Genomic DNA, 21,707 nt, shown 5'->3' on the forward strand with positions numbered 1-21,707 from the left:
ATAATTCACGCTGTCGTTATTAAGACGACAGCGTGAACCATTATCAGCAATTAGTGGATGCCGCCAATGCGGCTCAAACGAACACCGGTTGGCCACTCACCTTCTTGTTTGTCGAAACTCATCCAGATTGCGGTCGCTTTACCTACCAGATTCGCTTCCGGTACAAATCCCCAGTAACGGCTGTCCGCGCTGTTGTCACGGTTATCGCCCATCATGAAGTAATGCCCCGGTGGAACGATCCAGGTGGCTAACTGCTGACCCGGTTGACGGTAATACATCCCCACCTGATCCTGCGCGATTGGCACCATCAGAATGCGGTGAGTTACCTCACCCAGCGTTTCTTTACGCTCGGTCAGGCGAATACCGTTGTCTTTCGTTTCGTTCAGCGGAACTTCAAAGAAACCGCTGGTCGCTTCCCCGCCGTTGCGGCGAGCAAACGTCTGCACAAAATCACTTGGCTGAACATCAGAGTACGTTACCGGCAGCGCGTTTTCACAAGCCTGACCAGAACTGCATCCTGGCTGAATCGTCACCTCTTTCGCCACCGGATCGTACGTCACTTTGTCTCCCGGTAAACCGACAGCGCGTTTGATGTAGTCCAGACGCGGATCTTCCGGGTATTTAAATACCACGATATCACCGCGTTTCGGGTGGCCAGTTTCGATCAACGTTTTCTGATAAATCGGATCTTTAATTCCGTAGGCAAATTTCTCTACCAGAATAAAATCACCAATCAACAGTGTTGGCATCATCGAACCCGACGGGATCTGGAACGGTTCATAAATAAATGAACGCACCACCAGCACAATAGCCAGTACCGGGAAAACGGACGCACCGGTTTCCAGCCAACCCGGCTTAGGGGCAACTTTTTTCAGCGTTGCTTTATCCAGTGAATCGCCTGCAGCGGCCTGTGCCGCAGCCTGGCGCTCCCGGCGTTTTGGCGCGAAGACAAACTTATCTACGCACCATAAAATGCCCGTCACCAGTGTGGCAATCACCAGAATCAGGGCAAACATGTTCGCCATGCCAACTCCTTAAGATTATTTGCTGTCTTTACCGACATGCAGAATAGCGAGGAAGGCTTCCTGCGGCAGTTCGACGTTACCGATCTGCTTCATTCGCTTTTTACCCTCTTTCTGTTTTTGCAGCAGCTTTTTCTTACGGCTGATATCGCCACCGTAGCACTTAGCCAGAACGTTTTTACGCAGTTGCTTAACCGTTGAACGCGCAATGATGTGCGTACCAATGGCTGCCTGAATTGCGATATCGAACTGCTGGCGAGGGATCAGATCTTTCATCTTCTCGACCAGTTCACGGCCACGGCTCTGGGAGTTATCGCGGTGGGTAATCAGCGCCAGTGCATCGACGCGTTCGTTGTTGATGAGAACATCAACACGTACCATGTCGGAGGCCTGGAAACGTTTGAAGTTATAATCCAGCGACGCATAGCCGCGAGAAGTCGACTTCAGACGGTCGAAGAAGTCGAGGACCACTTCCGCCATTGGAATTTCATAGGTCAACGCAACCTGGTTACCGTGGTAAACCATGTTGGTCTGTACACCACGCTTCTCGATACACAGTGTAATAACGTTGCCGAGGTATGCCTGCGGCAGCAGCATATGACATTCAGCAATCGGCTCGCGCAGTTCGTAAATGTTATTCAGCGGCGGCAGTTTGGACGGGCTGTCGACGTAGATAGTCTCTTTCGCCGTGGTTTCCACTTCATACACTACGGTCGGTGCGGTAGTGATCAGATCCAGATCGTATTCACGTTCCAGACGCTCCTGAATGATCTCCATGTGCAGCAGCCCCAGGAAGCCACAGCGGAAGCCGAAGCCCAGCGCGGTAGAACTTTCCGGTTCGTAGAACAGGGAAGCATCGTTGAGGCTCAGCTTACCAAGCGCATCACGGAAGTTTTCGTAGTCGTCGGAGCTGACCGGGAACAGACCCGCATATACCTGCGGCTTCACTTTTTTAAAGCCAGGCAGGGGTTTATCTGCCGGGTTACGAGCCAGCGTCAGGGTATCGCCTACCGGTGCGCCGAGGATGTCTTTAATGGCGCAAACTAACCAACCTACCTCGCCACACTTCAGTTCTGTACGGTCAACCTGTTTCGGCGTAAAGATACCCAGGCGATCAGCGTTGTAGACCTGACCGGTACTCATCACTTTGATTTTGTCGCCTTTACGCATGGTACCGTTTTTAATACGCACCAGCGAGACCACACCGAGATAGTTATCGAACCAGGAGTCGATGATAAGCGCCTGTAACGGGCCTTCCGGGTCGCCTTCTGGCGGCGGAATATCACGCACCAGACGTTCAAGAACGTCGGTCACGCCAACACCGGTTTTCGCCGAGCAACGGACAGCGTCAGCCGCATCAATACCGACGATATCTTCAATCTCTTCCGCCACACGCTCTGGATCGGCGGCTGGCAGGTCAATTTTGTTCAGTACTGGCACCACTTCCAGATCCATTTCCATGGCGGTATAGCAGTTAGCCAGTGTTTGCGCTTCAACCCCCTGCCCGGCATCAACGACCAGCAGTGCGCCTTCACAGGCGGCAAGCGAGCGTGAAACTTCATAAGAGAAGTCAACGTGGCCCGGGGTGTCGATAAAGTTAAGCTGGTAGGTTTCACCATCAGATGCTTTGAAATCGAGCGTCACGCTCTGCGCTTTGATAGTAATACCGCGCTCACGCTCAAGATCCATCGAGTCGAGAACCTGCGCTTCCATTTCACGGTCAGACAGGCCACCGCAGATCTGGATAATACGGTCAGACAGCGTCGATTTACCGTGGTCGATGTGAGCTATGATTGAAAAGTTACGTATGTTCTTCATATAGTGTAATTATTGTGCCTTACGCCTGCCTGGGCAGGCTCTGAGAAGTCGCTGTTCTGAGCTTAACGTCTGTTTTAGTGAAACGCCGCATTCTACACTACATCGCTGAGGCGAGGAAATGTTCATAGAGCAAGGATAGCGGGAACTGGAAACAACTTTGCAAAGTCAGTGAAACTTTTGCCGGATGGCGGCATAAACGCCTTATCCGGCCTACCTTTGCATCTGAGGACGCTGTAGGCCTGATAAGCGCAGCGCCATCAGGCAAAGATATCACTGCGGGGTTTCAACACGAATCAGATCGGGCGGGAGAGCTACGTTGAGAATAACCGGTTGCCAGGCTTCGCGCTCAGCAAGCTTACGGGAATATCCTCGCGCAATCAGGAATCCCCCCACACCGCCCAGTATCGCCCCGCTGAGTGCGGCGATATCGCTGCCAAACAGCACCTGAAACAGCGCAGCAAAAATAAAGAGTCCCGCCAGCGGAGACATATAAACCAGCATCGCCGAGCCTAACAGGCTCCCTTCGGCAATACCCAGTTCAACTTTCTGCCCAGGCGTCAGCGGTTCATCGCTGGGTACCACGATAGTATGCGTTGTTTGCGGCCCCAGTTTGTTCAGCACACGACTGCCGCATCCAGCCCGCGACGCGCAGCTGCTACACGATGCTTTAACATCGCAGCTGACCGTCGCCAGGCCATTTTGCCAGGAGACGACTGTTGCCCATTCTTTAATCATTGCGCGGCCCTGAACTTAATATTATCCGCGATACGCTTTGCCGTTTGCGGCGGGAGCTCGCCCACAATGGTGATTTCGGCATTATCCCGCACGGTAGTACTGACCGTTCGACGTCCGGTACGCAGCAGTTGATCGGCGCTGTTTTGCGACGCGCGGTTCACGTTCACAGAAAAACTGAACAGGCCATCAGAATACAGGCGCGATTCAATCGGCATGTTATCCATTGTCGGCAGCGGGCGTCGACTGCTGGAAACCTCACTGAAGCCTTGCGGTAACCACGATGGACTCCAGTTGAAGTTCGTTTTCTCCCCCGCAGGAACTGACAATAACGGCGGAAGATTTGCTTTCGCCAGCGTCTGCATGCTGTCGCTAACCCCGTTATTGACGGTAAAGGCGATAACGCGGAATTGTTCAAGCGTTTCGCCATCCCGATCGAGGAGATCGACACGCATTGGCAGCTTGGTTTCGGTGTCCATCCAGACGATGTAGCTGTAACGCGTACCGTCACGCGCTACCACGCGGATAACTTCACAGAGTCGGTCGGCAATACGCGTGCGTCCTACCGCGATAAAATCATAGTAGGGTGCAAGACGTTTAAAATCGGTGTAAATCAGGGATGGCAGAGAATCAACAATATAGTCGCCATTCAGCGTGAACGGTTCGAGTCCTGGCTCAAAGTAACTGATTTCATTGCCACGTTGCACCACTTCCCGACGCGGTCCATCCATTTGCAACAACTGTGCAAGAGGGCGGTTGTCCTGGCGGGCATGGCGATAACGTAGGGATTCAACGCCCTGCTTATTGATGCTGACAAATGACAGCTCATAGGTGAGCGACTGGCTGGCCAGATTCATCTGCTGCAACAACGCCCCGGACGCAGGATTGGCCGAGGCGTTTACAGAGAAGAACAGGCTACCAGCCACAAGTGACATGGCAAACCAAAGTTGCTTCATTACTGCGATTGCGTTCCTAAAGTTTGAATTCCTGGCACCTGGACAGCGGCTTGCTGTGTTTGCGCCTGCTCAAACTGAAGCTGTTCGGAGTGCAGTCGACGTTGCAGTTCGTAATCCTGCAACATGGCATTAATACGACGACGCTGCTCCTGTACCTGCTGTTGCTGACCGCCGCTGGCAGTCGCGTCAGAAGGTACACCCAGGCTCACCGGACTGGCTTTACCCATCATCGGTAATGTATTAAATACCGGCGTTTCGGGCTGCTGGGACGTTTCAGATTGTCCATTATAGTGCTGGACGCCAACAATAACTGCAAGTGATACACACGCGGCCACACCCATTTGGGTAAGCTGCGCAGCCCACGGACGCACTTTCTTCCAGAATGGCATTTTCTGCCACTGATGCGGTGCTGGCTGGGCCTCAGGGATCAATGGCACCGCCTGACGTACTGGCTCATCTGCGATAGCAGCCATTACGCGGTCGGAAATATCGAAATGGAGAACGTCGGCGGTATCACCTCGCATGGAATCGCGAATCAGGTGATAACTCTCCCAGGTTTTTTGCATTTCCGGGTCATGAGCCAACTCTTTGAGCAACTCAGTGTCCAGCGTTTCGCCATCCATTAAAGCGGAAAGTTTTTCTTTCTGCATGCCTAATACCTTTTCCAGTATCCCGCTATCGTCAACGCCTGATAAGCGGTTGAACTTTATTATCAATAGCTTCCCTCGCTCGGAAGATACGTGAACGCACCGTACCCACCGGACAATCCATGATAGCGGCTATCTCTTCATAGCTCAGGCCATCCAGCTCCCGCAAGGTTATTGCCATGCGTAAATCTTCCGGGAGGGACTCAATAGTTCGGAAAACTATCTGTCTCAGTTCTTCTGACAACATTAAGTTCTCAGGGTTCGAAATTTCTTTCAGCGCACCGCCACTTTCGTAATTTTCTGCTTCTATCGCATCTATATCACTGGAAGGTGGACGACGCCCCTGAGCGACCAGGTAATTCTTCGCCGTATTGACCGCAATACGATACAGCCAGGTATAAAAAGCACTATCTCCCCGGAACGAGTCCAGCGCACGATAGGCCTTGATAAATGCTTCTTGTACAACATCGGGAACATCGCCCGACGGTACATAGCGGGAAACCAGACTCGCCACTTTATGCTGGTAGCGAACCACCAGTAAGTTAAAGGCTTTCTGATCTCCCTTCTGGACCCGTTCAACCAGGACCTGGTCCGTTAACTGCTCGCTCATCCGAGGTAAAGTCTCCCCAAACCAAATTTCCACGCGCTTTCGAAACGCCACTCCATAAGCTTCACTATGAGCAAGCAAAAGCTTAGAGTGCTCAAGTTTCGTAAAGTTCCGTTACGCATTTGTTTTTGTTTGTCATGTTGTAGACAGGTCTTATCTCTCATTATAAGTCTACATAACCCGATCAACGCACTATCTGTATAGAAATGCCCATTTCACCGCCAGCAGAGTAACCCAACAGCCACTTTATTTCACCTCATAATCTGATGCTAACGGCCTGCTTCACAAAATATTTTTGCTCTTTCACTCATCCACATTCTCTTCCCCTGTGTTTAGCCATTGCAACACAGTTGAAAATAAAACGTGCAGTATCGCGCAGTATGGTGCTATGGTGAACGAACACTGTTTAGTAAATTAAACAAAAATCATGAATACGACTCCCGAATTATCCTGTGACGTGCTGATCATTGGCAGCGGGGCTGCCGGACTCTCACTGGCGCTACGCCTGGCTGAAAAACATCAGGTCATTGTCCTGAGCAAAGGGCCAGTTAGTGAAGGCTCGACATTTTATGCTCAGGGTGGCATCGCCGCTGTTTTCGATGAAACCGACAGCATTGACTCCCACGTTGAAGACACGCTGATTGCAGGGGCCGGTCTTTGCGATCGTCATGCCGTTGAGTTTGTAGCCAGTAACGCCCGCTCGTGTGTCCAGTGGCTAATTGATCAAGGCGTCTTATTTGATACTCAGGTTCAACCCAATGGCGAAGAGAGCTATCATCTGACCCGAGAAGGCGGCCATAGCCATCGACGAATCCTGCATGCGGCAGATGCCACTGGTAAAGAGGTCGAAACCACATTGGTCAGCCAGGCGCAAAGTCATCCGAATATTCGGGTACTGGAGCGCAGTAACGCCGTGGACCTGATTGTCTCTGATAAAATTGGCCTGCCGGGAACACGTCGGGTTGTCGGAGCCTGGATCTGGAATCGTAATAAAGAAACCGTTGAGACCTGCCATGCGAAGTCGGTAGTGTTGGCCACTGGCGGCGCTTCTAAAGTGTATCAATACACCACCAATCCGGATATTTCTTCGGGCGACGGTATTGCGATGGCCTGGCGCGCAGGATGCCGCGTCGCCAATCTGGAATTTAACCAATTTCACCCAACCGCGCTGTATCATCCACAGGCGCGCAATTTTCTGCTGACTGAAGCGCTTCGCGGCGAAGGCGCACACCTGAAACGCCCGGATGGCTCACGCTTTATGCCCGACTTTGACAAGCGCGGCGAGCTGGCCCCACGTGATATTGTCGCCCGTGCCATCGACCACGAAATGAAGCGCCTCGGCGCTGACTGTATGTTCCTCGACATCAGCCATAAGCCCGAAGAGTTTGTTCGCCAGCATTTCCCGATGATTTACGAAAAATTGCTGGGACTGGGCATCGATCTGACCAAAGAGCCGGTCCCTATCGTTCCTGCCGCGCACTATACCTGCGGCGGCGTGATGGTTGATGACTTTGGTCGTACAGATGTCGACGGGCTGTATGCGATCGGCGAAGTGAGTTATACCGGCCTGCATGGCGCCAACCGCATGGCGTCGAACTCGCTGCTGGAGTGTCTGGTGTATGGCTGGTCTGCGGCGGAAGATATTGACCGCAGAATGCCTTATGCCCGCGGCGTTAACTCGCTCCCGGGTTGGGATGAAAGCCGGGTAGAAAACCCGGATGAGTTGGTTGTCATTCAGCATAACTGGCATGAGCTGCGGCTGTTTATGTGGGATTACGTCGGCATCGTGCGCACCACTAAACGTCTGGAGCGCGCCCTGCGCCGTATCACCATGCTGCAACAGGAAATCGACGAGTATTACGCCCATTTCCGTGTGTCGAACAACCTACTGGAGCTGCGCAATCTGGTGCAGGTTGCCGAGCTGATTGTCCGCTGCGCGATGATGCGCAAAGAGAGTCGGGGCCTGCACTACACGCTGGATTATCCAGAACAGCTTCCAGAGGCGGGCCCGTCAATTCTCTCGCCGCTCAGTCATCACATAAACAGATAGAATGCCTGGGTCAGCGCCGTATAACCTTCAGAGTAACGCTGGTCTGGCCCACGGATAACCAACCTGTCACTAAAGCACTCCCCGGCCTGCGGGGAGAATGCCAGCAATACCCGATGCGGTAGACGGGCCTCGGTTTCTGCTACATCTGTGCGCAATCGCAGATGCCAGCCCATGCCAAGTGCCTGCTGAGTAAATGCGTTACCAATCTGCTCCGGTAGCACCACACAAAAAAAGCCTTCTTCCGTAATGCTGTCCGCCGCCAGCGTAAGCAGTGCCTGATGATCGAGCGTGGTGGTGTAACGTGCCTGCTCGCGCTGCGGCGTAGCACATTCCACGCCCTGTTCATAATAGGGAGGATTGCTGATTATCAAATCAAAACGCACGGTCTGGCGCGGTATCCACTGCTGGGCATCTTCCGTATGCACGTTCACACGATGCATCCACGGAGATTGCGCGATGTTCTCCTGCGCCTGCTGCGCGGCGTCGACATCAAGCTCCACGGCGTCAATGATGACGTTTTCCTCAGTGCGCTGGGCCAGCATCAGCGCCAGCAGGCCGCTCCCGGTACCAATATCCAGGATCCGCTTTACGCCCGCAACGGGGGCCCAGGCTCCCAATAAAATGCCGTCCGTTCCGACTTTCATTGCACAACGATCGTGTGCCACAAAAAACTGCTTAAAAGTAAATCCATTACGTCTAAGTACGGATGTAGACTGGGGCATGAAGAACAACCTTCCTGGAAAAAAAACGATAACATAGGATAAAAACAATACCTGAGAAGGTATATCCATACAAACAGATGAAGATTGCAGCCGTAACGTCTATAATCAGCGCCCCACTCAGAGGTAGAACATGACTGTAACGACTTTTTCCGAACTTGAACTCGATGAAAGCCTGCTGGAAGCCCTCCAGGAAAAAGGTTTCACTCGCCCGACCGCCATTCAGGCTGCCGCCATTCCGCCTGCGCTCGATGGCCGCGATGTACTCGGTTCTGCGCCGACAGGCACCGGTAAAACGGCGGCATATTTGCTGCCAGCGTTGCAGCACTTGCTCGACTTCCCGCGCAAGAAATCAGGTCCACCGCGCATTTTAATCCTGACACCGACGCGCGAACTGGCGATGCAGGTTGCCGAACACGCCCGTGAATTGGCCAAAAATACGCATCTGGATATTGCCACCATTACCGGCGGCGTGGCTTACATGAACCACATGGAAGTCTTTAGCGAAAACCAGGACATCGTGGTCGCCACCACTGGTCGTCTGCTGCAATACATTAAAGAAGAGAACTTCGACTGCCATGCAGTTGAAACGCTGATCCTCGATGAAGCAGACCGTATGCTGGACATGGGCTTTGCCCAGGACATCGAACATATCGCCGGTGAAACCCGCTGGCGTAAGCAAACGATGCTGTTCTCCGCCACCCTGGAAGGCGATGCGATCAAAGATTTTGCCGAGCGTCTGCTGGAAGATCCTGTCGAAGTCTCGGCAGATCCGTCCACCCGCGAACGCAAGAAGATCCATCAGTTTTACTACCGTGCCGATGATATCGAGCACAAAACTGCCCTGCTGATCCATCTGTTAAAACAGCCGGAAGCGACCCGCTCAATTGTCTTTGTACGCAAACGCGAACGTGTGCACGAGCTGGCTGGCTGGCTGCGCCAGGCAGGCATTAATAACTGCTATCTCGAAGGCGAGATGGTGCAGAACAAACGTAACGAAGCGATCAAACGCCTGACCGATGGTCGCGTGAACGTGCTGGTAGCCACCGACGTTGCCGCTCGCGGGATCGATATTCCTGACGTCAGCCACGTGTTTAACTTCGACATGCCGCGCAGTGGCGATGCCTATCTGCACCGCATTGGTCGTACCGGTCGTGCCGGGCGTAAAGGTACTGCAATCTCTTTGGTTGAAGCGCATGACCACCTGCTGCTCGGCAAAGCGAGCCGCTATATTGACGAGCCGCTGAAAGCACGCGTCATCGACGAACTGCGTCCAACCACGCGCGCGCCAAGTGAGAAATCCAACGGTAAGCCATCCAAGAAAGTGCTGGCGAAGCGCGCCGAGAAAAAAGCGAAAGAGAAAGAGAAGCCGCGGGTGAAAAAACGTCACCGCGACGCTAAAAATATCGGCAAACGTCGTAAGCCGAGCGGAGCTGCTACCCAGCAGTCCGACAAAGAGTAAACTGAATGCCGGGCCGTTTAGCCCGGCATTTTTTCATGCGCAGCAAAGCTCTCTGTAATACATTCCATAAAAACCCGTATCGCCGGGCTAACGACTTTTCCGGCATGATGTGCGCACAATGCGGTAATCAATTCAGGCTTTTCACTGAACGGCAACTCGATTAATTCTCCTGAGTGTAATTCCTTCTCAACGGTAAACCGCGGTAAAAAACTGACACCAAGATTCGCAGAGACACACTGCTTGATGCTTTCGATACTCCATAGCTCAATAGTATTTTCCAGCGTTATCTGCCGCTTACGCAGCAGACTTTCAAAACGCTGTCTAAAAATACATTGCGGTTCATTAATGATAAAACTGCAGGGAATATGCTGATTATGCTGAGTGAAATCAACATCCTGAAGAGCCGGAGAGGCGACCAGCGCCAGTGACTGTTCACCCAGTGACAGCATCTCAAGCGCCTCATCATTCCCAACCCGATAAAACACCCCCAGATCAACCTCATCGTCCAGCAGGGCATCACGAATGACATAACAATTGAGCGACTGTAGGGACAACCGAACATTGGGAGCGCGTTGTTTAAAGCGCTGTAAAACCTGCGGCATTTTATAGGCCAGTAACGTTTCTCCGGTTGCGACGCGGAGATCGCCGCTCGGCTGTGCATCTTGTTGCACCGTCTGACGGATCGATGCCATCACACGCGTCAGGTCATGTATATGCGGCATCAGCCGTTTGCCCTCACTGGTGAGACACATCCGCCGGCCAATTTTTTCGAATAGCTGTACTGAGAGTTCTTGTTCAAGCTGTTGAATATGAAACGTTACGGTTGATTGCGTACAGCAAAGCTTTTGTGAAGCCCGAAGGAATGAGCCCTCTTCCACTACCGTTTTTAACGTAATAAACCGACGTAAATCCATCCTCACCAACCTATCGAAATTATCGAATTCAAAATGCAAAAACATTCATTTTTTTAAACCTTATATCTCGGGTACTGTCTGCTAAAACAGAGGAGATAACAAGTGACCCCCATGCTTTTAAGTGCATTCTGGACCTATACACTGATTACTGCGCTAACACCCGGCCCGAATAATATCCTCGCGCTGAGTGCGGCGACATCACATGGCTTACGTCAAAGCACGCGTGTTCTGGCCGGAATGAGTCTGGGCTTTTTAATCGTCATGCTGCTGTGCGCCGGGATCTCGTTTTCGCTGGCCGTCCTGGATCCGGCTATTATTCATTGGCTGAGTTGGGCAGGGGCAGCCTACATTTTATGGCTGGCGCTGAAAATCGCCACCAGCCCAGCCTCAAACGATAGCCTGCAGGCGGAACCGATTAGCTTTTGGGCGAGTTTTGGTTTGCAGTTTGTGAACGTCAAAATCATTTTGTACGGCATTACCGCGTTATCCACATTTGTATTGCCGTATACACAGGACGCGCACTGGTTGATTGGAGTGAGTATTCTGCTGGCGCTCATCGGCACCTTCGGGAATGCCTGTTGGGCGCTGGCGGGCCATCTTTTTCAGCGCATCTTTCGCCGTTACGGTCGGCAGTTGAATATCATTCTGGCATTACTGTTGGTGTATTGTGCGGTGAGAATTTTTTACTAACGGATACAAAAAAGCGGAAGACGCACTGGCGTCTTCCGCTTGTAGATTCTCTGCTGAGCGGGGTTATTCCCCGCGAGCCTTACAGGCTCTCAGTAAAGGTACGAGCAATAACGTCGCGCTGCTGCTCTGGGGTCAGAGAGTTGAAACGCACTGCATAACCAGAAACACGGATAGTCAGCTGCGGATATTTTTCCGGGTGCTTAACTGCATCTTCCAGTGTTTCACGACGCAAAACGTTAACGTTCAGGTGCTGACCACCTTCTACACGAACTTCTGGCTGTACATCTACCGGTACTTCACGGTATTCGATTTCGCCCAGTTTGCTGACAGCAACGACGTCATCAGCATTGAAACCTGCTTTCGCAACGATGCAGCGTGCTTCGCCTTTTTCGCTGTCCAGCAGCCAGAAAGAGTTCAGCAGGTCGTCGTTTGCAGCTTTAGTAATCTGGATACCTGTAATCATGTTGATGCCTCCCCGGCAAAATTATTTGATTTCGGTTGGCCTCATCCGGCCAATTGGTAAAACCATTGTTGCTTGAGTGTATATATACCCCTCACACACCCTTGAATCTTTGATTTAAATCAATAAAAACCACACGTGAAAAGTGGTGATAGGTGGATTTTATTGTTTTACATCAACTTACACCATATGCACGGGTAAACTTTTTACATAAATTTTCAACTATCTTTAAGAGGTAGCGCTTTGAGAAACGTACAGAATTTTGCGACGTCGACAGAAGCAGTTAAGCTAGGAGGATTGAAAATTCGCAGGAGAGCGAGATGGCCACCGAATTAACCTGGCACGATGTGCTGGCTGAAGAAAAACAGCAGCCTTATTTTGTTAACACACTGCATACTGTTGCCGGCGAGCGTCAGTCAGGAATGACAATCTATCCACCGCAAAAAGATGTGTTTAACGCGTTTCGTTTTACCGAGCTTGGTGACGTGAAAGTTGTCATCCTGGGTCAGGATCCCTACCACGGCCCAGGCCAGGCACACGGTCTCGCCTTCTCTGTACGCCCTGGCATCGCCACTCCGCCGTCACTACTGAACATGTATAAAGAGCTGGAAGCCACCATCCCGGGATTTACCCGTCCGACACATGGATACCTGGAAAGCTGGGCACGCCAGGGCGTATTGTTACTCAACACCGTTCTCACCGTTCGGGCGGGTCAGGCGCATTCGCATGCCAGTCTGGGATGGGAAACGTTTACTGATAAAGTCATCAGCCTGATTAACCAACATCGGGAAGGTGTGGTTTTCCTGCTCTGGGGTTCACATGCTCAGAAGAAAGGCGCGATTATTGATGCGCAGCGTCACCATGTGTTGAAAGCGCCACACCCATCACCGCTCTCTGCACATCGCGGTTTCTTTGGCTGCAATCACTTTGTACTGGCTAATGAATGGCTGGAACAACGAGGTGAAAAACCGATTGACTGGATGCCGATATTACCCGCAGAAAGCGAGTAAAAAAATGCCAGCGATTCGCTGGCATTTTTATTATCAGGCTTTGTTCTGACGCCACCACTCCGCGAGCAGCACGCCGGTCGCAACAGAAACGTTAAGCGTTTCTACGTTGCCGGTACCGTCAATCGCTACGCACAAATCGTCGGCTGAGCATGCCGCTTCCGGCAGAGCTTCACGCTCACGCCCTAATACCAGCACCATTTTTTCCGGCAGCGTGGTCGTAAACAGCGGTTTACCTTTCACGCTTGAGGTCATCACTATCGTGTAACCCGCGTTACGGAAATCGTCCAGCACGTCGACAATACTGTCACCGGTAATCGGCTGAACGTGCTCAGCCCCCCCTTCAGCGGTACGGATAGCCGCACCCGATTCCAGCAGCGCCGCATCCTGCACCACCACGCCTTTCACACCGAAGTGTGCGCAGCTACGCATCATACCGCCCAGGTTATGCGGGTTGGCGATATCTTCCAGCGCCAGTACGCAATCCTGCGCGCCCGCCTGACCAACCCACTGCTTAACGGTGGTACCGTTACGTTTTTTAATCAGGAAACAGACACCACCGTGGTGTTCAGTGCCGGAGGCCTTCGCCAGTTCGGCTTCGTCAACCACGTGGTAGGCTTTGCGGTTTGCCGCCATCCAGCGTAATGCTTCTTTAAAGCGCGGGGTGACGCTCTGAACAAACCAGGCGCGGACGATAGCGTCCGGACGACTCTGGAACAGAGCCTGACAGGCATTCTCACCGTAAACGCGAGTTTCTTCCGCGCGCTGGCGACGTAATACTTCCGGATCAATAAAGCTTTTGCCGCTGATACCGCCGTGATCGGCTTTTTCCGCTGCGTCATCACTCGGGGCGCGGGACACGGTACGCCATGGCGAATCTTCACGTTTACGATCGCGTTCAACATCGCGGTCACGACCACGTTCACGGCCTCGTTCGCTGTTCGGACCCTTTCTGTCATCACGGGCAGGGCGACGACCGCCTTCGGCTCGGGAAGTACCGGGGCGACCGCCGCCTTTACCAGTACGTGGATTTTGGGTGCGTTTATCCGAGTCATCGTCACTGCGGACGTACATCACTTTGACCTTGCCGTTTTTGTTCTTCAGTTCGTCGCTCATGTTTTTCTCCACCTGCTCTGCGCGAAGCGCGCAGATTACCCGATGTGCACGTCGTTAGCCATTATTTCATTTAAAAGCTAAGGACTATTGTACTCATTGAATAAAACGCATTGTTGTTTAGAACAGACTCCCCGATAATATGTAACATAATAGAAACATACTGGCGTTACTGCCGTGAAGTCCACTCCACTCATCCAGAGGTTAGTTATGAATACCGTTTGTACCAGCTGCCAGGCTATCAACCGCATCCCCGACGATCGTGTCCAGGAAGCGGCTAAATGCGGACGCTGTGGTCACGACCTGTTTGATGGGGAGGTGATCAATGCGACCGGTGAAACACTGGATAAACTGTTAAAAGACGATCTCCCGGTGGTGGTTGATTTTTGGGCCCCCTGGTGTGGTCCATGCCGCAACTTCGCTCCGATTTTTGAAGATGTCGCGGAAGAACGTAGCGGTAAAGTACGTTTTGTTAAAGTGAATACGGAAGCCGAACGTGAGCTCAGCGCCCGCTTCGGTATCCGCAGCATCCCGACCATCATGATCTTCAGAAAAGGTGAAATCGTCGACATGCTTAATGGTGCCGTACCTAAGGCTCCGTTTGATAGCTGGCTTAACGAATCATTATAAACTCTATGGGGCACATCTTGTGCCCCGTTTTGTCCTCTGAGACAATAGCATTTTTCAACGTGCTTCCCGATGACCAATAACGCCGTTCTCCAGTTACGTGCCGAGCGTCTTGCGCGCGCCACGCGCCCTTTTCTTGCCCGAGGTAATCGCATCCGTCGCTGTCAGCGCTGCCTGCTGCCGCTGAAACTGTGCCTGTGTGAAACGCTGACGCCAGCTCAGGCGAAAAGCCGTTTTTGCCTGGTGATGTTTGATACCGAACCGATGAAGCCCAGCAATACCGGGCGTTTAATTGCCGATATCCTGCCCGAAACAACGGCTTTTCAGTGGTCACGCACCGAGCCACCGCAGGCGCTGCTTGAACTGGTGAAAAATCCGGATTATCAGCCGATGGTCGTATTCCCGGCATCTTATGCCGACGAGGGGCGTGAGGTCATTTTCACACCACCAGCCGGTAAACCACCGCTATTCATTATGCTTGATGGCACCTGGCCAGAAGCACGCAAAATGTTCCGCAAAAGCCCGTACCTTGATAACCTGCCGGTGATCTCCGTCGATTTATCACGCCTCTCCGCTTACCATCTGCGCGAAGTCCATGCCGAGGGGCAATATTGCACTGCCGAAGTGGCAATTGCTTTACTGGATCTGGCAGGTGATACGCAGGCAGCCGAAGGATTAGGTGAGCACTTCACGCGCTTTAAAACACGCTACCTGGCAGGAAAAACTCAACATCAGGGAAGCGTCACAGCAGATTCAACAGAAAGCGTTTAAAATCATTCGGTCACTGGAGTCATTAAGGAAGCCGATATGAGTCAACGTGGTCTGGAAGCGCTACTGCGACCGAAATCCATTGCCGTGATTGGGGCGTCAATGAAGCCCAATCGAGCAGGATACCTGATGATGCGTAACCTGCTGGCAGGAGGGTTCAACGGCCCCGTTTTACCAGTGACCCCCGCCTGGAAAGCCGTGTTGGGCGTACTGGCGTGGCCCAATATCAACAGCCTGCCTTTTAGCCCCGATCTCGCTGTGTTGTGCACCAATGCCAGCCGTAACCTGGCATTACTCGAAGCGCTTGGCGAGAAAGGCTGTAAAACCTGCATTATTCTCTCGGCTCCCACGGCGCAACACGCGGAGCTGCTGGCCTGTGCATCACGCTACAACATACGTCTGCTGGGGCCCAACAGTCTGGGACTTCTCGCGCCCTGGCAGGGGCTTAACGCCAGCTTTTCCCCCGTCCCCATCAAGCGCGGCAAGCTGGCATTTATTTCCCAGTCGGCTGCGATTTCCAACACCATTCTGGACTGGGCGCAGCAGCGCGACATGGGTTTTTCCTGGTTTATCGCGCTGGGTGACAGCCTGGATATCGACGTTGATGAGTTGCTGGATTACCTGGCCCGCGACAGCAAAACCAGCGCGATATTGCTCTACCTCGAACATTTAAGCGATGCAAGGCGTTTTGTCTCCGCCGCGCGTAGCGCCTCGCGCAATAAACCTATTCTGGTGATTAAAAGCGGTCGCAGCCCTGCAGCGCAGCGTTTACTGCATACCAGTGCCGGAATGGACCCGGCCTGGGATGCGGCGATTCAACGCGCTGGTTTATTGCGCGTTCAGGACACTCATGAGCTTTTCTCGGCAGTCGAAACCCTGAGCCACATGCGTCCGCTACGTGGCGACAGGCTGATGATCATCAGCAATGGGGCCGCTCCCGCGGCGCTGGCATTAGATGAACTGTGGTCGCGAAACGGTAAGCTGGCCGCGCTGAGTGAAGAAACCTGCCAGAAATTACGCGATGCCCTACCTGCTCACGTGGATATCGCCAACCCACTGGATCTGCGTGATGATGCCAGCAGCGAACATTACGTCAAGACACTGGATATTTTACTCGCCAGTCAGGATTTCGACGCACTGATGGTGATTCACTCACCCAGCGCAGCCGCCCCCGGAACCGAAAGCGCGCAAGCGTTGATCGAAGCGGTAAAGCGCCATCCGCGCGGCAAGTTCGTCTCGTTGCTGACCAACTGGTGCGGCGAGTTTTCATCCCAGGAAGCCCGCAGGCTGTTTAGTGAAGCCGGATTACCCACCTATCGTACGCCGGAAGGCACTATCACTGCATTTATGCATATGGTGGAGTACCGGCGTAACCAGAAGCAACTGCGAGAAACACCAGCCCTACCCGATAGCCTGACCACTAACACCGCCGAAGCGCATAGTCTGTTACAGCAGGCGATTGCTGAGGGAGCGACATCGCTGGATACCCATGAAGTGCAGCCGATTTTACACGCCTATGGCTTACACACACTGCCGACATGGATCGCCAGCGACAGTGCGGAAGCCGTACATATCGCAGAACAAATCGGTTACCCGGTAGCACTGAAGCTGCGTTCTCCTGATATCCCGCATAAATCGGAAGTTCAGGGGGTAATGCTCTATCTGCGTACGGCAACAGAGGTGCAGCAGGCAGCCAATGCGATTTTTGATCGGGTAAAAATGGCCTGGCCGCAGGCGCGCATTCACGGTTTATTAGTACAAAGTATGGCAAATCGCGCTGGCGCTCAGGAACTGCGCGTCGTCGTTGAACATGACCCTGTGTTTGGCCCGTTGATTATGCTGGGCGAAGGCGGGGTTGAGTGGCGTCCAGACGAGCAAGCCGTGGTGGCCTTGCCTCCATTGAACATGAATCTGGCGCGTTATCTGGTGATCCAGGGGATCAAAAACAAAAAGATCCGCGCTCGCAGCGCACTACGGCCCTTAGATATTGCAGGTTTAAGCCAACTGTTGGTCCAGGTCTCCAACCTGATCGTCGATTGTCCGGAAATTCAGCGCCTGGATATCCATCCTCTACTGGCCTCTGCTGGGGAATTTACTGCACTGGACGTCACACTGGATATTGCCCCTTTCACGGGCGATAACGAAAGCAGGCTGGCGGTACGCCCTTATCCCCATCAGCTTGAAGAATGGGTGGAGTTGAAAAATGGCGATCGCTGCCTGTTCCGTCCCATTTTGCCGGAGGACGAGCCTCATCTGCAGCAGTTCATATCTCAGGTAACGAAAGAAGATCTTTATTATCGCTATTTCAGTGAGATAAACGAATTTACCCACGAAGATTTAGCCAATATGACACAGATCGACTACGATCGGGAAATGGCCTTTGTGGCAGTACGCTGTAAAGATAATCAGCAAGAGATCCTCGGCGTAACGCGAGCAATCTCGGATCCTGATAACGTTGACGCCGAGTTTGCCGTGCTGGTTCGTTCTGACCTCAAAGGGCTGGGCTTAGGTCGTCGGTTGATGGAAAAGTTGATTGCATACACCCGAGATCACGGACTTAGACGTTTAAATGGTATTACGATGCCAAACAATCGGGGGATGGTCGCCCTGGCCCGAAAACTCGGGTTTGATGTCGATGTCCAGCTCGAAGAGGGAATTGTTGGGCTAACGCTGAATCTGGCCCAATATGAGGAATCGTGAGTAAGGTACTGGAAATGTTGACCACATTAATGGGTACTGGTGGTATCATTGCCCGCTTATGTCGTCTGCAAAGCACAGAGGACCCTTCAATGAACAGAGAAGAAATGCACTGTGATGTTGTCAAAATTTAAGCGTAATAAACATCAACAACACCTTGCCCAACTACCTAAGATTTCTCAGTCAGTTGATGATGTAGATTTCTTTTATGCTCCCGCAAATTTCAGGGAGACTCTGCTGGAGAAAATAGCCAGCGCGACGCGACGGATCTGCATTATTGCGCTGTACCTGGAACAGGATGACGGCGGTAAAGGCATACTCGACGCGCTCTATGCGGCAAAGCGGCAGCGTCCTGAACTGGATATCCGGGTGCTTGTCGACTGGCATCGAGCCCAGCGTGGACGCATTGGTGTTGCGGCATCCAATACCAACGCTGACTGGTATTGCCGCATGGCGCAAGAAAATCCTGGTATCGATATCCCTGTCTACGGCGTGCCAATTAACACCCGTGAAGCGCTTGGTGTTCTGCATTTTAAAGGCTTTATCATTGATGATAGCGTCCTGTATAGCGGGGCCAGTCTGAACGATGTTTACTTACACCAACATGATAAATACCGCTATGACCGCTATCAGCTGATTCGCAACGCGAAGATGGCCGATATAATGTACGATTGGGTTACGCAGAATCTGATGAATGGGCGCGGCGTTAATCGTCTCGATGATATCCATCGTCCTAAAAGCCCGGAAATTAAAAATGATATCCGCCTGTACCGTCAGGAATTGCGCGATGCATCCTTCCATTTTCAGGGTGATGCGGATAACGAGCAGCTTTCGGTCACGCCGCTGGTTGGGCTCGGAAAATCCAGTCTGTTAAATAAGACCATTTTCCATCTTATGCCCTGCGCGGAGCACAAACTCACAATCTGTACCCCTTATTTCAACCTGCCCGCCATCCTGGTGCGCAATATCATTCAACTGCTGCGTGAAGGGAAAAAGGTCGAAATCATTGTCGGTGATAAAACCGCCAACGACTTCTTCATTCCGGAAGATGAGCCATTCAAGATCATCGGTGCGCTGCCTTATCTGTATGAAATAAATCTGCGCCGTTTCCTGAGCAGACTGCAGTATTACGTGAATACCGACCAGTTGGTCGTGCGCTTATGGAAAGATGATGACAACACCTATCATCTGAAAGGCATGTGGGTTGATGATAAATGGATGCTGCTTACCGGCAATAATCTTAACCCCCGAGCCTGGCGGCTGGATTTGGAAAACGCCATTCTTATCCATGATCCCCAGCAGGAACTGACTCCTCAGCGTGATAAAGAGCTGGAGCTTATCCGCACGCACACCACCGTCGTGAAACACTATCGCGACCTGCAGAGCATTGCCGACTATCCAGTCAAAGTACGTAAGCTCATCCGTCGATTACGCCGTATTCGAATCGACAGATTAATCAGCCGTATTCTGTAATCAAGACCCCGTCCAGCGACGGGGTTTTTCCTATGGAGGCAACGATGCGTCTGTGTATTCTTGCCAGTGTTTTGCTTCTTTCCGGTTGTAGCCACATGGCTAACGACAGCTGGAGTGGGCAAGACAAAGCTCAACACTTTATCGCCTCGGCCATGCTTGCCGCAGCGGGGAACGAGTATGCACAGCATCAGGGAAACAATCGCGATCGTAGCGCAGCTATCGGTTTGATGTTCTCAGTCAGCCTGGGTGCATCAAAAGAGCTGTGGGATAGCCGCCCCGCTGGGAGCGGCTGGAGCTGGAAAGACTTTGCCTGGGATGTGGCGGGCGCATCAACCGGCTATACCGTTTGGCAACTGGCACACCATTAGAGGCGTAAACCTTTTCCCTTACTGTGTAACATCAGCGAAACCAGGAATGCGACCACCGCCATCACGGTGACATACCAGAAGAATGATGTCTCCATGCCGACAGACTTCAGGGATAACGCAACATATTCGGCTGAACCACCAAACAAAGCATTAGCCACCGCATAAGATAACCCAACCCCCAGAGCACGCACCTGCGCCGGGAACATTTCGGCCTTCAGAATACCGCTAATTGACGTATAGAAACTCACGATCAACAAGGCACACATCACCAGAGCAAACGTCATGTAAGGAGACGTCACGCTTTGCAACGCGGTCAAAATGGGAACAGTAAAAATCGCGGCTAACGCGCCAAAACACAGCATTGAAGTCCGTCGGCCTATTTTATCTGACAACGCACCGAACAGCGGTTGCACCAGCATAAACACGCACAATGCAGCTGTCATAATGCCGCTGGCCACATTGGCATGCATACCAGCCGTATTAACCAGATATTTCTGCATGTAGGTCGTAAACGTATAAAAACACAGCGAGCCAGCAGCGGTGAATCCCAGTACCATAAGAAAGGCTTTGCGGTTACGCCACAGCCCTTTCAGAGAACCCGCTTCTTTCAACGCACGGACATCCTGTTTCGAGGTTTCATCCAACTGGCGACGCAACCATAGCGCAACAATAGCCAGCACGGCTCCCAGCGCAAAGGGAATACGCCAACCCCACGCTCTTAGCGCCGAGTCTTCTAACGTTTGCTGTAATATGACCACAACCAGCAATGCCAGTAACTGCCCGCCGATTAACGTCACATACTGGAATGAGGCATAAAAACCTTTCTTACCTTCAACGGCTACTTCACTCATATAGGTAGCGCTGGTTCCATATTCCCCACCAACAGATAACCCCTGGAATAATCTGGCCAGCAGTAATAGCGCGGGAGCCCAGGTGCCGATGGTTTCATATCCCGGAAGACAAGCGATCACCAACGATCCCATGCACATCATACAAACGGACAGCAGCATAGACTTTTTACGCCCGTGTTTATCCGCAATACGACCAAAAAACCATCCCCCGATTGGCCGCATCAGAAAGCCTGCAGCAAAAACGCCGGCGGTTTGTAAGAGTTGCGTGGTGGTGTTTCCAGATGGAAAAAAGATATGAGCAAAGTAGAGAGAGCAGAAAGAGTAAATATAGAAATCAAACCATTCAACCAGATTCCCTGACGATGCACCAACAATTGCCCATATACGACGACGGGTGTCGCCATCTGCCAGCGCCCCGTTCTCAGTTACACTGCTATCAGCCATTAGAATTGTACCCCTGCCAGGATCTTATGAATCTATCAATGATGTTTCATGTCTGTTTTAGTAAATTAAATGTTATATAATTGTTATAATTTATTATGAGAGATAGATCACAATTTTAATTAGCAGGAAAAGGATTAAGAAATGTTCGAAGGAAGAGAACCAGGTTGGCTGTCAGAATTGCCTGATGCGCTGCGCTTAATCCGGCAATGTGCACCCCGCACAGACGCAAAAAAGCCCATCCGTCAGGATGGGCTTCTTCACTTAATTGATGCCTGGCAGTTT

General features: G+C 52.1%; 21 protein-coding genes. 9 read left to right on the forward strand and 12 right to left on the reverse strand.

Going from position 1 to position 21,707, the window contains the following annotated elements:
- Positions 1-50: 50 nt before the first annotated feature.
- The 7 genes from lepB to rseD form a co-directional block, all read right to left on the reverse strand.
- A complete protein-coding gene (gene lepB / locus JTI85_RS16570) occupies positions 51-1,025 on the reverse strand; it encodes a signal peptidase I (protein ID WP_048210888.1) in 975 nt (324 codons plus the stop codon).
- A gap of 15 nt (positions 1,026-1,040) precedes the next feature.
- Positions 1,041-2,840, reverse strand: coding sequence for a translation elongation factor 4 (lepA, locus tag JTI85_RS16575; RefSeq protein WP_005130327.1), 1,800 nt, complete (start codon positions 2,838-2,840; stop codon positions 1,041-1,043).
- A gap of 270 nt (positions 2,841-3,110) precedes the next feature.
- On the reverse strand, positions 3,111-3,575 hold the full coding sequence (rseC, locus tag JTI85_RS16580) for a SoxR-reducing system protein RseC (protein ID WP_048210887.1): 465 nt from the start codon (positions 3,573-3,575) through the stop codon (positions 3,111-3,113).
- The gene (rseB, locus tag JTI85_RS16585) at positions 3,572-4,528 is read right to left on the reverse strand and encodes a sigma-E factor regulatory protein RseB (protein ID WP_048210886.1); all 957 of its coding nucleotides are present in this window, start codon (positions 4,526-4,528) and stop codon (positions 3,572-3,574) included. Before rseB ends, rseC begins: the two co-directional genes overlap by 4 nt.
- Entirely contained in the window at positions 4,528-5,178 is a 651-nt protein-coding gene (gene rseA / locus JTI85_RS16590) for an anti-sigma-E factor RseA (RefSeq protein WP_219351769.1), read from the reverse strand. Before rseA ends, rseB begins: the two co-directional genes overlap by 1 nt.
- 31 nt (positions 5,179-5,209) lie before the next feature.
- A complete protein-coding gene (rpoE, locus tag JTI85_RS16595) occupies positions 5,210-5,785 on the reverse strand; it encodes an RNA polymerase sigma factor RpoE (RefSeq protein ID WP_003037573.1) in 576 nt (191 codons plus the stop codon).
- Complete coding sequence (gene rseD / locus JTI85_RS16600; protein WP_124022090.1) at positions 5,782-5,946, reverse strand: rpoE leader peptide RseD; 165 nt, start codon at positions 5,944-5,946, stop codon at positions 5,782-5,784. Before rseD ends, rpoE begins: the two co-directional genes overlap by 4 nt.
- A gap of 263 nt (positions 5,947-6,209) precedes the next feature.
- Between rseD and nadB the strand changes: the two genes are divergently transcribed.
- Positions 6,210-7,832, forward strand: coding sequence for an L-aspartate oxidase (gene nadB, locus JTI85_RS16605; RefSeq protein WP_137363679.1), 1,623 nt, complete (start codon positions 6,210-6,212; stop codon positions 7,830-7,832).
- Here nadB and trmN read toward each other — a convergent pair.
- Positions 7,817-8,554: a tRNA(1)(Val) (adenine(37)-N(6))-methyltransferase TrmN gene (gene trmN / locus JTI85_RS16610; protein ID WP_137363678.1), complete on the reverse strand. Its 738-nt coding sequence runs from the start codon at positions 8,552-8,554 to the stop codon at positions 7,817-7,819. The genes nadB and trmN overlap by 16 nt on opposite strands.
- A gap of 130 nt (positions 8,555-8,684) precedes the next feature.
- On the opposite strand from trmN, the gene srmB reads away from it, so the two are divergent.
- Positions 8,685-10,013 (forward strand): ATP-dependent RNA helicase SrmB, encoded by a 1,329-nt coding sequence (gene srmB, locus JTI85_RS16615; protein WP_061068367.1) that lies wholly within the window; start codon positions 8,685-8,687, stop codon positions 10,011-10,013.
- A 17-nt stretch (positions 10,014-10,030) separates the two neighbouring features.
- On the opposite strand, the gene JTI85_RS16620 is transcribed toward srmB, so the two are convergent.
- Positions 10,031-10,927: a LysR family transcriptional regulator gene (locus tag JTI85_RS16620; protein ID WP_105242187.1), complete on the reverse strand. Its 897-nt coding sequence runs from the start codon at positions 10,925-10,927 to the stop codon at positions 10,031-10,033.
- A 102-nt stretch (positions 10,928-11,029) separates the two neighbouring features.
- Between JTI85_RS16620 and eamB the strand changes: the two genes are divergently transcribed.
- A complete protein-coding gene (gene eamB, locus JTI85_RS16625) occupies positions 11,030-11,617 on the forward strand; it encodes a cysteine/O-acetylserine transporter (protein WP_199963062.1) in 588 nt (195 codons plus the stop codon).
- Positions 11,618-11,696: 79 nt separating this feature from the next.
- Here the strand turns inward: eamB and grcA are convergent, their stop codons facing one another.
- A complete protein-coding gene (grcA, locus tag JTI85_RS16630) occupies positions 11,697-12,080 on the reverse strand; it encodes an autonomous glycyl radical cofactor GrcA (RefSeq protein ID WP_005121223.1) in 384 nt (127 codons plus the stop codon).
- A gap of 317 nt (positions 12,081-12,397) precedes the next feature.
- Here grcA and ung point away from each other — a divergent pair, with 317 nt between their 5' ends.
- Positions 12,398-13,087: a uracil-DNA glycosylase gene (ung, locus tag JTI85_RS16635; RefSeq protein ID WP_124022087.1), complete on the forward strand. Its 690-nt coding sequence runs from the start codon at positions 12,398-12,400 to the stop codon at positions 13,085-13,087.
- Between the two features lie 33 nt (positions 13,088-13,120).
- Here ung and JTI85_RS16640 read toward each other — a convergent pair whose 3' ends face one another.
- Entirely contained in the window at positions 13,121-14,200 is a 1,080-nt protein-coding gene (locus JTI85_RS16640; RefSeq protein ID WP_048210880.1) for a tRNA/rRNA methyltransferase, read from the reverse strand.
- A gap of 207 nt (positions 14,201-14,407) precedes the next feature.
- Between JTI85_RS16640 and trxC the strand changes: the two genes are divergently transcribed.
- The 5 genes from trxC to JTI85_RS16670 all read left to right on the forward strand — a co-directional run bounded on the left by trxC (position 14,408) and on the right by JTI85_RS16670 (position 20,130).
- Positions 14,408-14,827, forward strand: a complete 420-nt coding sequence (trxC, locus tag JTI85_RS16645; RefSeq protein ID WP_003037559.1) for a thioredoxin TrxC — start codon at positions 14,408-14,410, stop codon at positions 14,825-14,827.
- 69 nt (positions 14,828-14,896) lie between these two features.
- Entirely contained in the window at positions 14,897-15,595 is a 699-nt protein-coding gene (gene tapT / locus JTI85_RS16650) for a tRNA-uridine aminocarboxypropyltransferase (protein ID WP_061068369.1), read from the forward strand.
- Between the two features lie 36 nt (positions 15,596-15,631).
- A complete protein-coding gene (gene pat / locus JTI85_RS16655) occupies positions 15,632-18,292 on the forward strand; it encodes a protein lysine acetyltransferase (protein WP_219351771.1) in 2,661 nt (886 codons plus the stop codon).
- Between the two features lie 114 nt (positions 18,293-18,406).
- On the forward strand, positions 18,407-19,762 hold the full coding sequence (gene pssA, locus JTI85_RS16665) for a CDP-diacylglycerol--serine O-phosphatidyltransferase (protein WP_048210877.1): 1,356 nt from the start codon (positions 18,407-18,409) through the stop codon (positions 19,760-19,762).
- Between the two features lie 44 nt (positions 19,763-19,806).
- Positions 19,807-20,130 carry a YfiM family lipoprotein gene (locus tag JTI85_RS16670; protein ID WP_048210876.1) on the forward strand — a complete coding sequence of 108 codons (324 nt, stop codon included), beginning with the start codon at positions 19,807-19,809 and terminating at the stop codon, positions 20,128-20,130.
- On the opposite strand, the gene JTI85_RS16675 is transcribed toward JTI85_RS16670, so the two are convergent.
- On the reverse strand, positions 20,127-21,425 hold the full coding sequence (locus tag JTI85_RS16675; protein WP_219351773.1) for an MFS transporter: 1,299 nt from the start codon (positions 21,423-21,425) through the stop codon (positions 20,127-20,129). The genes JTI85_RS16670 and JTI85_RS16675 overlap by 4 nt on opposite strands.
- Positions 21,426-21,707: the final 282 nt, after the last annotated feature.

The organism is Citrobacter sp. Colony219 (assembly GCF_019382635.1).
In the GTDB taxonomy this organism is placed as follows: domain Bacteria; phylum Pseudomonadota; class Gammaproteobacteria; order Enterobacterales; family Enterobacteriaceae; genus Citrobacter; species Citrobacter youngae.

Excerpts from the sequence above, each read along its gene's own strand:
- lepB (WP_048210888.1), bottom strand. The coding sequence starts at position 1,025 with ATGGCGAACATGTTTGCCCTGATTCTGGTGATTGCCACACTGGTGACG.
- lepA (WP_005130327.1), bottom strand. The coding sequence starts at position 2,840 with ATGAAGAACATACGTAACTTTTCAATCATAGCTCACATCGACCACGGT.
- rseC (WP_048210887.1), bottom strand. The coding sequence starts at position 3,575 with ATGATTAAAGAATGGGCAACAGTCGTCTCCTGGCAAAATGGCCTGGCG.
- rseB (WP_048210886.1), bottom strand. The coding sequence starts at position 4,528 with ATGAAGCAACTTTGGTTTGCCATGTCACTTGTGGCTGGTAGCCTGTTC.
- rseA (WP_219351769.1), bottom strand. The coding sequence starts at position 5,178 with ATGCAGAAAGAAAAACTTTCCGCTTTAATGGATGGCGAAACGCTGGAC.
- rpoE (WP_003037573.1), bottom strand. The coding sequence starts at position 5,785 with ATGAGCGAGCAGTTAACGGACCAGGTCCTGGTTGAACGGGTCCAGAAG.
- rseD (WP_124022090.1), bottom strand. The coding sequence starts at position 5,946 with ATGAGAGATAAGACCTGTCTACAACATGACAAACAAAAACAAATGCGT.
- nadB (WP_137363679.1), top strand. The coding sequence starts at position 6,210 with ATGAATACGACTCCCGAATTATCCTGTGACGTGCTGATCATTGGCAGC.
- trmN (WP_137363678.1), bottom strand. The coding sequence starts at position 8,554 with ATGCCCCAGTCTACATCCGTACTTAGACGTAATGGATTTACTTTTAAG.
- srmB (WP_061068367.1), top strand. The coding sequence starts at position 8,685 with ATGACTGTAACGACTTTTTCCGAACTTGAACTCGATGAAAGCCTGCTG.
- JTI85_RS16620 (WP_105242187.1), bottom strand. The coding sequence starts at position 10,927 with ATGGATTTACGTCGGTTTATTACGTTAAAAACGGTAGTGGAAGAGGGC.
- grcA (WP_005121223.1), bottom strand. The coding sequence starts at position 12,080 with ATGATTACAGGTATCCAGATTACTAAAGCTGCAAACGACGACCTGCTG.
- ung (WP_124022087.1), top strand. The coding sequence starts at position 12,398 with ATGGCCACCGAATTAACCTGGCACGATGTGCTGGCTGAAGAAAAACAG.
- JTI85_RS16640 (WP_048210880.1), bottom strand. The coding sequence starts at position 14,200 with ATGAGCGACGAACTGAAGAACAAAAACGGCAAGGTCAAAGTGATGTAC.
- trxC (WP_003037559.1), top strand. The coding sequence starts at position 14,408 with ATGAATACCGTTTGTACCAGCTGCCAGGCTATCAACCGCATCCCCGAC.
- tapT (WP_061068369.1), top strand. The coding sequence starts at position 14,897 with ATGACCAATAACGCCGTTCTCCAGTTACGTGCCGAGCGTCTTGCGCGC.
- pat (WP_219351771.1), top strand. The coding sequence starts at position 15,632 with ATGAGTCAACGTGGTCTGGAAGCGCTACTGCGACCGAAATCCATTGCC.
- pssA (WP_048210877.1), top strand. The coding sequence starts at position 18,407 with ATGTTGTCAAAATTTAAGCGTAATAAACATCAACAACACCTTGCCCAA.
- JTI85_RS16670 (WP_048210876.1), top strand. The coding sequence starts at position 19,807 with ATGCGTCTGTGTATTCTTGCCAGTGTTTTGCTTCTTTCCGGTTGTAGC.
- JTI85_RS16675 (WP_219351773.1), bottom strand. The coding sequence starts at position 21,425 with ATGGCTGATAGCAGTGTAACTGAGAACGGGGCGCTGGCAGATGGCGAC.